10 protein-coding genes and 1 pseudogene are annotated in these 14534 nt (G+C 74.2%); 8 read left to right on the forward strand and 3 right to left on the reverse strand.

Features of this window, described 5'->3' with window-relative positions; genetic code table 11:
- Window positions 1-570: pseudogene (locus tag ACZ6S5_RS30975) on the forward strand (transcription termination factor Rho); the annotation flags it as partial.
- Window positions 571-709: 139 nt separating this feature from the next.
- Window positions 710-4159 carry a phosphodiester glycosidase family protein gene (locus tag ACZ6S5_RS30980; RefSeq protein WP_466005775.1) on the forward strand — a complete coding sequence of 1150 codons (3450 nt, stop codon included), beginning with the start codon at window positions 710-712 and terminating at the stop codon, window positions 4157-4159.
- A gap of 87 nt (window positions 4160-4246) precedes the next feature.
- Here ACZ6S5_RS30980 and ACZ6S5_RS30985 read toward each other — a convergent pair whose 3' ends face one another.
- The gene (locus ACZ6S5_RS30985) at window positions 4247-5143 is read right to left on the reverse strand and encodes a phosphatase domain-containing protein (protein ID WP_466005776.1); all 897 of its coding nucleotides are present in this window, start codon (window positions 5141-5143) and stop codon (window positions 4247-4249) included.
- A gap of 250 nt (window positions 5144-5393) precedes the next feature.
- On the opposite strand from ACZ6S5_RS30985, the gene rpmE reads away from it, so the two are divergent.
- On the forward strand, window positions 5394-5618 hold the full coding sequence (gene rpmE / locus ACZ6S5_RS30990; RefSeq protein ID WP_073834647.1) for a 50S ribosomal protein L31: 225 nt from the start codon (window positions 5394-5396) through the stop codon (window positions 5616-5618).
- Window positions 5619-5745: 127 nt separating this feature from the next.
- Entirely contained in the window at window positions 5746-6834 is a 1089-nt protein-coding gene (prfA, locus tag ACZ6S5_RS30995; RefSeq protein WP_466005777.1) for a peptide chain release factor 1, read from the forward strand.
- Window positions 6835-6986: 152 nt separating this feature from the next.
- Here the strand turns inward: prfA and ACZ6S5_RS31000 are convergent, their stop codons facing one another.
- Complete coding sequence (locus ACZ6S5_RS31000) at window positions 6987-8540, reverse strand: GGDEF domain-containing protein (protein WP_466005778.1); 1554 nt, start codon at window positions 8538-8540, stop codon at window positions 6987-6989.
- Between the two features lie 74 nt (window positions 8541-8614).
- On the opposite strand from ACZ6S5_RS31000, the gene prmC reads away from it, so the two are divergent.
- The 4 genes from prmC to ACZ6S5_RS31020 all read left to right on the forward strand — a co-directional run bounded on the left by prmC (window position 8615) and on the right by ACZ6S5_RS31020 (window position 13044).
- Entirely contained in the window at window positions 8615-9562 is a 948-nt protein-coding gene (gene prmC / locus ACZ6S5_RS31005) for a peptide chain release factor N(5)-glutamine methyltransferase (protein ID WP_466005779.1), read from the forward strand.
- Entirely contained in the window at window positions 9562-10206 is a 645-nt protein-coding gene (locus ACZ6S5_RS31010) for an L-threonylcarbamoyladenylate synthase (RefSeq protein WP_466005798.1), read from the forward strand. Before prmC ends, ACZ6S5_RS31010 begins: the two co-directional genes overlap by 1 nt.
- Window positions 10207-10818: an arsenate reductase/protein-tyrosine-phosphatase family protein gene (locus ACZ6S5_RS31015; RefSeq protein WP_466005780.1), complete on the forward strand. Its 612-nt coding sequence runs from the start codon at window positions 10207-10209 to the stop codon at window positions 10816-10818.
- 111 nt (window positions 10819-10929) lie between these two features.
- A complete protein-coding gene (locus ACZ6S5_RS31020) occupies window positions 10930-13044 on the forward strand; it encodes a transglycosylase domain-containing protein (RefSeq protein WP_466005781.1) in 2115 nt (704 codons plus the stop codon).
- Between the two features lie 7 nt (window positions 13045-13051).
- Here the strand turns inward: ACZ6S5_RS31020 and ACZ6S5_RS31025 are convergent, their stop codons facing one another.
- Window positions 13052-14515 carry an SDR family oxidoreductase gene (locus ACZ6S5_RS31025; RefSeq protein ID WP_466005782.1) on the reverse strand — a complete coding sequence of 488 codons (1464 nt, stop codon included), beginning with the start codon at window positions 14513-14515 and terminating at the stop codon, window positions 13052-13054.
- Between the last annotated feature and the right edge of the window lie 19 nt (window positions 14516-14534).

The following is a 14534-nucleotide window of genomic DNA, read 5'->3' on the forward strand; positions in this document are numbered from 1 at the left end:
CCGCCGCAGGACCACACCACGGTGGCGGAGCTGGCGATCGAGCGGGCGAAGCGCCTGGTCGAGCTGGGCCACGACGTGGTCGTGCTGCTCGACTCGGTGACCCGGCTCGGTCGGTCGTACAACCTGGCAGCGCCGGCCAGCGGCCGGATCATGTCGGGTGGTATCGACTCCACCGCGCTCTACCCGCCGAAGCGCTTCCTGGGCGCGGCGCGCAACATCGAGAACGGCGGCTCGCTGACCATCCTCGCCACCGCGCTGGTGGAGACCGGGTCCATGGCGGACACGGTCATCTTCGAGGAGTTCAAGGGCACCGGCAACGCCGAGCTCAAGCTGGACCGGAAGATCGCCGACAAGCGGGTCTTCCCGGCGATCGACATCAACCCCTCCGGCACCCGCAAGGAGGAGGTCCTGCTCGCGCCGGAGGAGCTGGCGATCGTCCACAAGCTCCGGAAGGTGCTGCACTCGCTGGACTCGCAGGCGGCGCTCGACCTCCTGCTGGACCGGCTCAAGCAATCCCGGACGAACATCGAGTTCCTGATGCAGATCGCGAAGTCCACTCCGGGCGAGTGAGCTGACAGGAGCGACCCGAAGAGGGGCACGGCCAGACGGCCGTGCCCCTCTTCGCGTACCCGGGCAAGGGGTGAAGTTTTTCTTCGGTTAAACGGATGCCTCTTGAAACTTCTGTTCAGTTCCGGGTTGACTGTCGTCCATGCGTACCCGCAGTCGATCCGCCCGTCTCGCCGGCGCCCTGCTGCTCACGCCGGTGCTCACCCTGGCCGGACCCGTACCGGCCGGCGTCGCGGCGCCCGCGGCCGAGGCCGCCACCTTCGCCGAGGACGCCCCGGCCGCCTCGTCCCGCCCCGACGCGGCGGTCGTCCTCGCCGCCGCCGGCCTGGCGCCCGCCGGTGGCCTGGAGACCGCGAAGGCCACCCGTCCGGTCGCTCCCGGCCTCGACCTGACCTCCTTCGACCGGTACGACGCCGCCGGCTGGCTGCGTGCCGACGCCCTCACCGCCGACCTCTCCGGCGGCGTCACCGTGGACTACGTCAACTCCGGCGCGGTCACCCGGGACGAGCCGCTGCGCGCGGCGGTGGACCGCTCCCGGGCGGTGGCCGCCGTCAACGGCGACTTCTTCGACATCAACAACTCCGGCGCCGCCCAGGGCATCGGCATCCGCTCCGGCGAGCTGATCCAGTCGCCGGTCGCCGGGCACTCGAACGCCGCCGCGATCAGCGCCGAGGGGCTGGGCCGGATCATCCAGGTCGGCTTCGAGGGCAGCGCGGCCCTGCCGGCCGGGCCGGTACCGCTGACCCAGTTCAACAACATGGTGCAGTCGAACGGCATCGGCGTCTTCAGCCCCCTCTGGGGGACGTACACCCGGCAGCGCGCGGTGAGCGGCGCGGCGCGGGTGGTCGAGGTGACGGTGACCGGCAGCCGGGTCGCGACCGTGGCCACCACGGCGGGCGAGGGTCCGATCCCGGCCGGCACCACCGTGCTGCTCGGCCGGGAGGCGGGGGCCGACGCCCTGGCCGCGCTGCGCCCCGGCGATCCGGTCGACGTGACCTGGCGGCCGAAGGCGTCCGACGGGAGCAGCCCGCGCGCCGCCGTCGGCGGCGGCAGCGTGCTGGTCCGGGACGGCGTGGTGCAGAACATCGCCGACCAGACGCTCGCCCCGCGTACCTCGGTCGGCTTTTCCGCCGACGGGCGCAAGATGATCATGCTGACGGTCGACGGCCGGCAGGTGGACAGCCGGGGCGTCACGCAGACCGAGATGGGCCGGATGATGGTCGAGCTGGGCGCGGCGAACGCGCTCAACCTCGACGGCGGCGGCTCGTCGACCCTGCTGGCCCGGGAGCCCGGCGCGGCCACCGTCCAGGTGGAGAACAGCCCGTCCGACGGCAGCGAGCGGCCGGTGCCGAACGGCCTGGCCATCTACGCCCCGCAGGGCAGCGGCCGGCTCACCGGCTACTGGCTGGAGACCGCGAGCGACCCGACCGCCGCGCCGGGCGTCGCCCCGATCCGCGGTGGCCGGCCGGACCGGGTCTTCCCCGGCCTCACCCGCCGGCTCACCGCCGCCGGCTATGACGAGACGTACGGGCCGGCCGCCGGCGCGCCGCAGTGGCGGGCCAACCCGGCCGCCCAGGGCACCGTGGACGACGAGGGCGTCTTCCGGGCCGGCCGCCCCGGCCGCAGCACCGTCACCGCCTGGCGCGAGGAGGCCCGGGGCACGCTCGACCTCACCGTGCTCGGCCCGCTGGACCGGATCGACGCCACCGTCGACCGGCTCGGCCTGAACAACCCCGGCGACACCGGCCTGTTCGGCGTGGTCGGCTTCGACGCCGAGGGGAACACCGCGCCGATCGAGCCCGCCGACCTGCGCCTGGAGTACGACCACGACCTGCTGGCGGTCACGCCGACCGCGGACGGCAACCTGTCGGTCGAGGCGCTCGGCGGCACCGGCTCCGCCCTGGTCACCGTCCACGTGGGAACGCGTACCACCGTGCTGCCGGTGACCGTCGGGCTGACCGACGTGCCGGTGGCCGGCTTCGACGACGCGGCGTCGTGGAAGTTCAGCCAGGCCCGGGCCAGCGGCGCGGTCGCCCCCGCCTCCGGGCACACCGGCACCGGCCTGCGGATGTCGTACGACTTCAGCCAGTCCACCGGCACCCGGGCCGCCTACGCGGATCCGCCGGCCTGGATCGACGTCCCCGGGCAGCCGCAGGCGTTCGGCATGTGGATCAAGGGCAATGGCACGGGGGAATGGCCGAGCCTGCACCTGCACGACGCGCAGGACACCCAGTTCGTGCTGCGCGGCCCGTACGTCACCTGGACCGGCTGGCGGTACGTCGAGTTCACGGTGCCGCCGGGCGTGCAGTACCCGGTCCGGGTGCGCCGCTTCTACGTGGCCGAGACCGACCCGGCCAAGCAGTACCGGAGCGAGGTCGTGATCGACGACCTGGTAGCCCGGGTGCCCCCGACGGTGCAGGCTCCGGCCGAGGAGAACCGCACCGACCGGGTGGTGCTCCGCGACGGCACGGTGGACGGCGCGCCCTGGCGGTTCGCGGTGATGTCGGACGCCCAGTTCGTCGCCGCCGACCCGGACAGCGACCTGGTCGCCCAGGCCCGCCGTACGCTCCGCGAGGTCAAGGCGGCGAAGCCGGACTTCCTGATCATCGACGGGGACTTCGTGGACACCGCGTACCCGGCGGACTTCGCGCTGGCAAAGCGGATCCTGGACGAGGAGTTGGGCGGCGAGCTGCCGTACTACTACGTGCCGGGCAACCACGAGATCATGGGCGCGCCGATCGGCAACTTCCGCAGCGTCTTCGGGGACACCTCGCGGGTCTTCGACCACCAGGGCACCCGATTCGTCACCCTGAGCACCGCCACCGGCTCTCTGCGAGGCGGCGGCTTCGACCAGGTGGAGCTGCTGCGCCACACCCTGGACGCGGCGGCGGCCGACCCGGCCGTCGGCTCGGTCGCGGTGCTCTTCCACCACCCGCCGCGGGACCCCAGCCCGGCAAAGGCCAGCCAGCTCCTCGACCGGAAGGAGGCGGCCCTGGTGGAGCAGTGGCTGGCCGACTTCCAGCACCGCACCGGCAAGGGCGCGCTGATGGTCAACGGGCACGTCGGCACCTTCCACGCCGACCGGGTGGACGGCGTGCCGTACGTGATCAACGGCAACTCCGGCAAGAACCCCTCCACCCCGGCCCAGCTCGGCGGCTTCACCGGCTGGACCGAGTTCGGCGTCGACCCGGTGACCTCCGAGGAGGCCGAGCAGGCCCGCCGCGATCCGCTCGCCGAGGGGCCGGACTGGGTCGCCGCGGAGTTCCACGCCCACGTCGACCGGCTCACCCTGGCCGCCCCGGCCGACCTGGCGGTCGGCGAGCCGGCGCCGGTCGGCGCCACGCTCACCCAGCCCGGTGGCCGTACCGTCCCGGTGGCGGCGCCGGTCAGCGCCGACTGGTCCGGCTCGCCGAACCTGCAGATCGGCGGCGCCGACGGGGTGAAGCCCTGGCACGTGGCCCGGTTCGACCCGGCGACCGGGGTGCTGACCGCGCTGCGCCCGGGCGCGCAGGTGCTGTTGGCGGTGACCGTCAACGGGGTCCGCGCCGAGGCGACGGTGACCCTGACGGCGGCGGAGGCGCCCGCCGCCTGAGGCCGGGACCGGGGACGCGGCGGGTGCGGTCCGCGTCCCCGGCACCGGCGTCGGTGTCGAACGGGGGCCCGGGGCCCTTCGCGCCGCTCAGAAGTCGCCCTCGGCCACCTGGAAGACGGTCAGCCCGAGCGAGCGCCACATCCGGACCACCTGCTGCCGATCGTCGAACACCCCGACCACCCGGTACCGGTCCCGGATCTCCCGCTCGTAGATCTCCTGCTTGACCACGGCGTCCTTGCGGTGGTCGCCGATCGCCCGCAGGTGCAGCGCCAGGTACGGCACCTTGACGTGCCGGGCCAGCCAGGCAACCGTGTCGGCCCGCGCCGAGGCATCCCGACCCGAGCAGAAGACCACCCCGTGGCCGGCCGCGTGCATCGCCCGGACCGCCGCGATCACCGCCTCGTTCGGCGCGTCGTCGGCGACCCGGGTCATGTCGTACGGGCTGCGCGAGACGTTCAGCGCGACCGTGCCGTCGATGTCGACCAGCACGATGTCGGGGCGCTCGGTCCCACCCTGCGCCATCCGGCCGGGGCCACCCGTCCGGGCGGTCGGCAGCGGCAGCGGCAGCGGGCGGTTGGCCAGGTAGCGCTCGTGCAGCCGGCGGATCGCCGCCTCGCCGACCCGGTCCTCCTCGGGCCGGGCGGCGTCCCGGCGCAGGCACTCCTCCAGCGGCACGTCGGTGAAGTCGTGCACCTCGAATGCCGCGCCGAACCGCTCGGCCAGCTCCGCCCAGTCGCGCAGGGTGCGGGAGCGCAGGTTGGTGTCGTCGACGCAGACGCTCACCCGGGCCGCCAGCAGCGCCTCCACCTGCGCGCGCTGGGCCCGGGTGACCTGCCCCTCGGCCCACTGGGTGAACAGCCGCGCGCCGTGCATCATCCGGCGCAGGTCGTCCCGGTTGACCCGGACCACGTCGGGTTGGAGCCGCCGGGCGAAGGTGGTCTTGCCGGAGGCGGGCAGCCCACGGGTGGCGATCAGGCGGAACATCCCGTACCTCCCGTTCGTCCCGGGGCTCCCCGTACCGGCCTGACGAATGCCCGCGAGTCGCCCGGGAATGCGTACGGGGAGGTGAGCGTTGAGCCTGCCGGACCTCGTGTGCGGCCCGCTTGCCGGGTCGGCTGACGCCCATGGCACACTGGTCAATCGGCCACCGGTTCCGGTTCACGCCCGAGCCCGTCGCGGACGACGGGGATCACGACGGCGACCCGGCGACCATCCACGAAAGGACCGAGGCGACATGAAGCCCAACATCCACCCGGAGTACGTGACCACCGAGGTCCGCTGCTCCTGCGGCAACACCTTCACGACCCGCAGCACCGCCAAGGGCGGTCAGATCAGCGTCGAGACCTGCAGCGCCTGCCACCCGTTCTACACCGGTAAGCAGCGCGTCCTGGACACCGCCGGTCGGGTCGCGAAGTTCCAGCAGAAGTACGCCAAGGTTCAGGCCAAGAAGGCCAAGTAGCTCCGTCGACGACGCCCGTGCCCGGCTCCGCGCCGGGCGCGGGCGTTCGTCCGTTTCCGCCCATTTCTTCCCGCCCCGTTCCCCGTCCCCGTCCGGTCGTCGTCGTCGTCGAAGGAGCATCCGCACCATGAGCAGTGAGCGCCTGGCCGCCCTCCTCGACGAGTACACCGACCTGGAGCAGCGGCTGGCCGACCCGGCCATCCACGCCGACCAGGCCACCGCTCGGCGGGTCGGCCGGCGCTACGCCGAGCTGGTCCCGCTGCACAAGGCCGCCGGCGAGCTGGAGCAGGCCCGGGCCGACCTGGCCGCCGCCCGCGAGTTGGCCGCCGAGGACCCCGCCTTCGCCACCGAGGCGGAGAGCATCGCCGCGTCCCTGCCCGCGCTGGAGGAGAAGCTCGCCGAGCTGCTGATCCCGCGCGACCCGCACGACGCCAAGGACGTCATCGTCGAGATCAAGGCCGGCGAGGGCGGCGAGGAGTCGGCGCTCTTCGCCGGCGACCTGCTCCGGATGTACAGCCGGTACGCCGAGCGGCACGGCTGGGTCACCGAGGTGATCGACTCCCAGGACTCCGACCTCGGCGGCGTCAAGGACGTCTCCCTGGCGATCAAGACCAAGGGCGTCCCGGAGGGCGGCAACGGGGTCTGGTCCCGGCTCAAGTGGGAGGGCGGCGTGCACCGGGTGCAGCGCGTCCCGGTCACCGAGTCGCAGGGCCGGATCCACACCAGCGCGGCCGGCGTGCTGGTGCTGCCCGAGGCCGAGGACGTCGACGTCACCATCGACCCGAACGACCTGCGGATCGACGTGTTCCGCTCGTCCGGGCCCGGCGGCCAGTCGGTCAACACCACCGACTCGGCGGTCCGGATCACCCACGTGCCGACCGGGATCATGGTCTCCTGTCAGAACGAGAAGTCGCAGCTGCAGAACCGGGAGCAGGCGATGCGCATCCTGCGGGCCCGGCTGCTCGCGGCGGCCCAGGAGCAGGCCGACGCCGCCGCCTCGGACGCCCGCAAGGCGCAGGTCCGCACGGTGGACCGGTCGGAGCGGATCCGCACCTACAACTTCCCGCAGAACCGGATCACCGACCACCGGATCGGCTACACCGCGTACAACCTCGACCTGGCCCTGGGCGGCGAGCTGGACGGCGTCCTGGACGCCCTCACCGAGGCCGACCGGGCCGCCCGCCTCGCCGGCGAGACCGAACTCACCCGCCGCTGACCCGCCGCGCCGCCTCGCGCCCCAAGGTCTGCCCTCGTCCGGGGAGCACTTTCCCGGAAGTTGTCGCCTCCCGGCGCGCGGAGGCAGCACTTTCCCGGAAGTTGTGCGGATCTTGCGGGTGCGGGTGCGGGTGCGGGTGCGGGTGCGGCGGGTCAGGAGGCGCGGAGGCGGTCCTTGGCGCGGAGCATCTCCCGGTCGGCGAGTTCGAAGGCGGCGCCCAGGGCCTCCCGGACGCTCGCCCCGGAGCCGCCGTTCACCTCGGCGAAGCCGATGCTCACCCCGACCGGGGTGCCGGGCACCAGCGACTCCCAGTCCTCGGTGCGGACGGCGGCCTGGATCCGGCGGGCCACCTCGGCCGCCTCGGTCATGCCCGTCTCGGGCAGCACCACGACGAACTCGTCCCCGCCGTAGCGGGCCACGAAGTCGCCGCGCCGCATCACCCGGTTGATCACCCCGGCGATCCGCTGCAGCACCAGGTCGCCCGAGTGGTGGCCGTGCCGGGTGTTCACCGCCTTGAAGCCGTCCAGGTCGCAGACGCCGATCACCACCCGCTCGCCCCGGGCCACCACCATGCCGATGTAGCGCTCCAGCCGGCGCCGGTTGGGCAGCCCGGTGAGCGGGTCGGTGAGCGCCTCGCCCTCGTACCGGGCGGCCTCGCGGCGCATCTCCTCGTGGTCGATCCGGGCGGCGATGCCGTCGATGTAGACGTCCCGCAGCCGGTCGTTGCGCTGGGCCGCGAGCCGGAACGCGTGCCGGTCGGCCCGGTGCGCCGCCGCGTGGTCCCCGGCGCGGGCCAGCGCGATACTGCGCAGCCGGGGCGCCTCGGCCGTGCCGAGCGTCTCGTTGGAGACCCGGGTGGTGTCCAGCCGGGTGACCGCTTCGATCGGCCGGCCGTCCGCGATGGCCAGGCAGATCTGGCCGAGCTGGCGCAGGTCCCGGGCCCGCGCGCTGTCGCCGCCGTGCCCGAGCAGCCGGGCGGGGTCGGCGTCGGTGCCGGTCTCCACCCGGTCGCCGAGGGCGGCCCGGCGGGCGGCGGCGTACCCGTACGCGGCGAGGCTGCTCGGCCGGATGTTGCCGGCCCGCCCACTGCGCAGGAAGCGGCTGAAGTCGCCGGCCACGTCGCGCAGCACCCGCAGGCAGCCGTCGCTGTCGCCGTTGTGGTCCAGCGCGACCGCGTTGCGCAGCCGGATGCCGGGGGCGGCGAACGTCTCCTCGGGGATGCCGGCGGTGAGCCCCACCTGGCGTGCGCGTTCGATCGCGCCGAGGGCGTGCCCGTGGAAGCTCAGGTATGAGTAGGCCATCGCCAGGTCGTGCCAGCCCCAGGCGGTGTCCCGGTCCGGGTCGTCGTCGGCGGTCAGCGCCCGGGCCGCCTTCACCAGGTGGGTGACGCACCGGTCCAGCGCACCCTGGTGGTGCGCGGCGAGCGCCGCCAGGGCGTTCAGGTGCCCGTGCAGGTACGGCTCGGCCAGGTCCCGGACGGCGGCCGACGCCTCCTCGATGGCCCGGGTGAACTCGGCGGTGCGGCCGAGATTGATCAGTGCGGAGAGGCGCTGCACCAGCGCGTCGGCCCGGGCGTACGGGTCCTCGGTGGTGCGGATCACCCGGTCGAGCAGGGCGCACGCCTCGGCCGAGCGGCTGGCCTCCTGCAACGTCCGGGCACGCCGCAGGGCGTCAACCTGGTCCTCGACCCGGTCGAGCCAGCCCACTCGCGACCTCCCTGTCGGTGTGCCTCCGGGCGCACCCGCTCGTGCTGTGAACCGCGACGCTTCATGATTATGTCGTGACCTTCCTCCCGCAACACCCGTCCGAAGGGACAGAACGCGAGCGCCCCTCCCTGGTCGTCGCCCGGGCGGCCCGGGCGCTGGCCACGGCGGGGGTCGAGGCGCCCCGGGCGGAGGCCGAGCTGCTCGCCGCGTACGTGCTGGGGGTGCCGCGCGGCCGGCTGGCGCTGGCCGACGGCTTCACGCCGGACCAGCGGGAGCGGCTGGACGCGCTGGTGGACCGGCGGGTCGCCCGGGAGCCCCTGCAGCACCTGACCGGGGTCGCCGGTTTCCGGCACCTGGAGCTGGCGGTCGGCCCCGGGGTGTTCGTGCCCCGCCCGGAGACCGAGCTGCTGGCGGGCTGGGGGGTGACGCTGGGCCGGCGGCACGCCGCCCCGCTGGTGGTGGACCTGTGCAGCGGCTCCGGCGCGATCGCTCTGGCGGTCGCCCAGGAGCTGCCGGCGGCCCGGGTGGTCGCCGTCGAACGGTCCCCGGCGGCGCTGGCCTGGCTGCGCCGCAACGCCGCCGAGCGGGCCGCGGCCGGGGACACCCCGGTCGAGGTGGTCGCGGCCGACGTCACCGCCCCGGACCTCCTGGCCGACCTGGTCGGCCGGGTCGACGTGCTGCTCTGCAACCCGCCGTACGTGCCCCGGTCGGTGGTCGTACCGCCCGAGGTGGCCGGGCACGACCCGGACGAGGCGGTCTTCGGCGGCGCGGACGGGCTGGACGTGATCCGCCCGGTGGTGGCCCGGGCGGCGGCGCTGCTGCGCCCCGGCGGCGCGCTGGGCGTCGAGCACGACGACACGCACGGCGCGGCGGTGCCGGCGCTGCTCGCCGCGGACGGCCGGTACGAGCACGTCGAGGAGCACCGCGACCTGGTCGGGCGGCCCCGGTTCGCCACCGCGTCCCGGCGGGCGGACGGCCAGCACGCCGATGCGGCCCCGGCGTGGCAGACTGGCTCCTCGTGATGCTCTACGACTGTCGGTCGCCCGCCGACCGGGACCGCGGCATCGCCGCTGCCATCGAGGCGGTCAAGAACGGGGAACTCGTCGTCCTGCCGACCGACACGGTCTACGGCATCGGCGCCGACGCCTTCACCCCGTACGCGGTCAAGGCGCTCGCGGACGCCAAGGGCGGCGCCCGGCAGGCGCCCCCGGTGCTCATCGGCTCCCGGCACACCCTCGACGGCCTGGTCTTCTCGCTGCCGCGCTCGGCGCGGGACCTGGTCGAGGCGTTCTGGCCGGGCGCGCTGACGATCGTGGTGGAGCACTCCCCGAGCCTGGCCTGGGACCTGGGCGACTCCACCGGCACGGTGGCGGTCCGGATGCCGCTGCACCCGGTGGCGCTGGAGGTGCTGCGGGAGACCGGCCCGATGGCGGTCGCCTCGGCCAACAAGGTCGGCCAGCCGGCCGCGCTCACCGCCGAGGAGGCCCGCGAGCAACTGGGCTACGGCGTCCGGGCCTACCTGGAGGCCGGCCCGGCGCTGGACCCGGTGCCGAGCACCATCGTCGACCTCACCGGCGAGGTGCCCCGGGTGCTGCGCCAGGGGGCGGTGACCCTGGAGAAGCTGCGCGACGTGGTGCCGGACATCCTCGACGAGCGGGGGGTCTGAGTGCCGCCGTTCACCGTCCTGCACGTCTGCATGGGCAACATCTGCCGGTCCCCGATGGCCGAGCGGCTGCTGGTGCTCGCGGTCCGCGAGCGGTTGGGTCGGCTCGGGGTCGACCCGGATCGCTTCGACGAGCTGCTGCACAGCCACAGCGCCGGCACCGGCGGCTGGCACGCGGGCGAGGAGATGAACCCGCCGGCGGCCCGGCAGGTGACCTCGCGCGGCGGTGACGTGGCCGGGTTCGCCGCCCGCAAGCTGCGCTCCGACCTGATCGACGCCGCCGACCTGGTCCTCACCGCCACCGCCGACCAGCAGGAGTACGTGGTGGCGCTGCGGCCGGACGCCGCCGGGCGCACCTTCGTGCTGGGCGAGTTCGGCCGGCTGCTGGGCGGGGTGGACGCGGCCGGGCTGCCCCCGGTCGAGGCCACCCCGGACGCGGTGTACGCCCGGGGCGTGGCGCTGGTGGCGGCGGCGGACGCGGCCCGGCAGGGCGCCACCCCGCTGCCCACGGACGACCTCGACGACCCCTGGGGCCGGGGCGACCAGTGCTTCAGCCGGGTGGCCGACGAGATCGAGGAGACCGTCCACCCGCTGGCCGCCGCGCTGCTGGCCTGAGGTTCATCCTTTCTCGCGAACTTCCTGCGCGTTTCAGGGAAGAAGGCGGCGTAACCGCCGATTCCGGTCATCCTGGACGGGTCCTACGGCCGGCTCCTGCGGGGAGAGCTGATGAACCGGGCCCATCTCGACAAGCTGTTCACCGTCCTGCTCGCCGGCGTGCTCGCCGGACTCGCCCTGGCGGCCGCCGCGCTGCCGGCCGCGCTGGTGTTCGGGCTCGGCTTCAAGAACCTGATGCCCTACACCGCGCTGCCCGAGTCGCTGCGTACGCCGCAGCCGGCCCAGCGGTCCAACCTCTACGCCAACGACGGCCGCACCCTGATCACCTCGTTCTACGTGGAGGACCGGGTGGACGTGCCGGTCGCCGAGGTGGCGCCGGTGATGCGCCAGGCCATCGTGGCCGCCGAGGACGTCCGGTTCTACCAGCACCACGGCGTCGACGTGCGCGGCGTGGTGCGCGCCTTCACGGTCAACGGGCGGGAGGGCGGCACCCGGCAGGGCGCCTCCACGCTGACCATGCAGTACGTCCGCAACGCGCTGGCCGGTGATCCCCGGCTGACCGAGGAACAGCGGGCCAAGGCCACCGAGGTCACCGTGGGTCGCAAGATCCGCGAGATGCGGTACGCGCTGGCCCTGGAGCGGGAGCTGAGCAAGGACGAGATCCTCGGCCGTTACCTGAACATCGCGTACTTCGGCGCCGGGGCGTACGGCATCGGAGCGGCCAGCAAGCGCTACTTCTCCACCACACCGGAGAAGCTGACCCTGGCCCAGGCGGCGCTGCTCGCGGGCCTGGTCCGGTCGCCGGACACCGACGACCCGATCAACGGCGACGCCGACGCGGCCCTCGGGCGCCGGGCGTATGTGCTGGACCGGATGGTGGAGACCGGACAGCTCGCGGCCGCGGACGCCACCCGGGCCAAGGCCGAGCAGCTCGACCTGACGCCCAGCGCCACGCCGAACGACTGCACCGCGGTCCCCGAGGACCGCAACGACTGGGGCTTCTTCTGCGACTGGTTCACCCAGTGGTGGAACGCCCAGCCGGCCTTCGGCAAGTCCGCCGACGAGCGGCAGCGGACGCTGCGCCGGGGCGGCTGGAAGATCGTCTCCTCGCTCGACCCGGACGTGCAGCGGATGGCCATCGAGCAGGTGCTGCGGATCTACGCGACGAACAACAAGCGGGCCGCGCCGACCGCGGTGGTGCAACCCGGCACCGGCCGGGTGCTGGCCATGGCGGTGAACCGGAACTACAGCGTGGCCGACAACCCGGACGGGCAGCAGAACTACCCGAACACGGTCAACCAGCTGGTGGCCGGGGGCGGCGGGATCGCCGGCTACCAGGCCGGCTCGACCTTCAAGCTCTTCGCGCTGCTGGCCGCGCTGGAGTCCGGCCTGCCGCTGGCCACCGATTTCGACGCGCGGAGCACCTACGTCACCAACTTCCCGATCGACGGCGGCCCGGCGAGCTGCGGCGGCTTCTGGTGCCCGGCGAACGCCAACCCGACGTGGATGAACGGCGACCGCACCATGTGGAGCGCCTTCGGCCGTTCGGTGAACACATACTTCGCCTGGCTGACCGAGCGGGTGGGCGCGGACCGGGTGGTGGCGATGGCCCAGCGGCTCGGCATCGTGCTGCGCTCGCCGACGGACGCCAAGCTGGCCCGCGAGGGCGCGAAGAACTGGGGGCCGTTCACCCTGGGCGTCGCCGACACCACCCCGCTGGACCTGGCCAACGCGTACGCGACGGTGGCGGCAGAGGGCGTCTGGTGCCGGCCCACCCCGGTCACCTCGATTACCGACCCCACCGGCCGGAAGGTCGCCGCCGGGAACACCGACTGCCGACAGGCGCTCGACACCGACGTGGCCCGGGCGGCGGCGGACGCCTCCCGCTGCCCGGTCGGCGACCAGTCGATGTACCACCGCTGCGACGGCGGCACCGCGGAGGAGCTCGCGCCCGGGCTGCGCCGGCCGCTGGCCGGCAAGACCGGCAGCTCGGAGCGGAACGCGACGGAGACGGTGGTGGCCTTCACGCCGCAGCTCGCCGTCGCCACCATCGCCGCGAACCCCGACAACCCGCAGGACGCCGTCGGCGGCGGCATGCAGGTCCGGCAGATCGCCGCCGTCGGCAACCTGCTCGCGTACGCCCTCCGCGACCAGCCCGTCCTCGATTTCGTGCCCCCCAGCCAGACCGTCGCCTTCCAGCAGACCGGCCCCCGCACCGGCAACTGACCCCGGGTCAGGCGGGGTGTTCGGCGCCTCGGGCGATGTTGCGGGCCATGCCGCCGAAGACGACCGCGTGGAACGGGAAGACCGAGCCCCAGTAGAGGTGCCCGGCCAGGCCGTGGGGGAGGAAGACGGCGCGCTGGACGTACCGGCTGCGGCCCCCGCCGGCCGGTTCGGCGCGCATCTCCAGCCAGGCCCGGCCGGGCAGCCGCATCTCGGCGCGGAGCCGGAGCAGTTCGCCGGGGACGATCTCCTCGACCCGCCAGAAGTCCAGCGCCTCGCCCACCTGGAGGCGGTGCGGGTCGCGCCGCCCCCGGCGCAGCCCGACCCCGCCGACCAGCCGGTCCAACCAGCCCCGCACCGACCACGCCAGCGGGAAGGAGTACCAGCCGTGTTCGCCGCCGACCCCCTCGATGACCCGCCACAGCGCGGCCGTCGGTGCGGCCACCTCCCGCTCCCGCAGGTCGGTGTACGCGGTCCCGCCGGACCACTTCGGGTCGCTGGGCAGCGGCTCGGCCGGGGCGTCCGGCCCGCTCGCCGTGGACCAGCGGGTCTCCACCTCGGCGTCGCGCACCTTGGCCAGCGCCAGCGCGACGGCCTGGTCGAAGCCGGTCAGCCCGTCGGGCGGGTCCGGGACGTACCGGGCGATGTCGTGCTCGTGGGCGACCGACTCGTGGACCAGGCTCTCCACCAGCGGCCGGGCGATGGCGCTCGGCACCGGGGTGATCAGCCCGACCCAGTACGAGGAGAGCGACGGGGTCAGCGCCCGCACCGGCAGGATGATGCGCCGGGGCAGCCCGGCCACCCGCGCGTACCGCTGCATCATGTCCTGGAAGGTGAGCATGTCCGGCCCGGCGATGTCGAAGGCCCGGTTCACCTCGGGCGGCAGGTCCGCGCAGCTGACCAGGTAGCGCAGCACGTCGCGGACCGCGATCGGCTGGATCCGGTTGCGCACCCAGCGCGGGGTGACCATGCCGGGCAGCCGCTCGGTCAGGTAGCGCAGCATCTCGAACGAGGCCGAGCCGGACCCGATGATCACCGCCGCCCGGAGCACGGCGGTCGGCACGCCGCTGTCCAGCAGGATGCGGCCGACCTCCGCGCGGGACCGCAAGTGCGCCGAGGGAAGCTCGTCCTGATCCTTCGGCTCCGGGCCGCCGAGGTAGACGATCCGACGTACGCCGGCCGCGTGGGCGGCCGCCGCGAAGTTGGCCGCCGCCTCCCGGTCGGCCGCCTCGAAGCCGGCCTGCCCGAGCGAGTGGACCAGGTAGTACGCCACGTCGACGCCCTCGAACGCGGCCGGCAGCGTCTCCGGTCGCCGCAGGTCGCCTTCGGCGATCTCGGCCCGGGCCGCCCACGGCACGTCCCGCAGCCGCCCGGCCTTGCGGGCCAGGCAGCGTACGGTGTGTCCCTCGGCCAGCAGCCGGGGTGCGAGCCGGCCGCCGATGTACCCGGTGGCGCCGGTGACGAGGCATCTCACGGCTTCCAGTCTGCGGCTC

This window comes from Micromonospora sp. NPDC051924 (assembly GCF_055586005.1).

Coding starts and splice junctions, on each gene's coding strand:
- rpmE (WP_073834647.1), top strand. CDS start 5,394: ATGAAGCCCAACATCCACCCGGAGTACGTGACCACCGAGGTCCGCTGC.
- ACZ6S5_RS31010 (WP_466005798.1), top strand. CDS start 9,562: ATGCTCTACGACTGTCGGTCGCCCGCCGACCGGGACCGCGGCATCGCC.
- prfA (WP_466005777.1), top strand. CDS start 5,746: ATGAGCAGTGAGCGCCTGGCCGCCCTCCTCGACGAGTACACCGACCTG.
- ACZ6S5_RS30980 (WP_466005775.1), top strand. CDS start 710: ATGCGTACCCGCAGTCGATCCGCCCGTCTCGCCGGCGCCCTGCTGCTC.
- ACZ6S5_RS30985 (WP_466005776.1), bottom strand. CDS start 5,143: ATGTTCCGCCTGATCGCCACCCGTGGGCTGCCCGCCTCCGGCAAGACC.
- ACZ6S5_RS31020 (WP_466005781.1), top strand. CDS start 10,930: ATGAACCGGGCCCATCTCGACAAGCTGTTCACCGTCCTGCTCGCCGGC.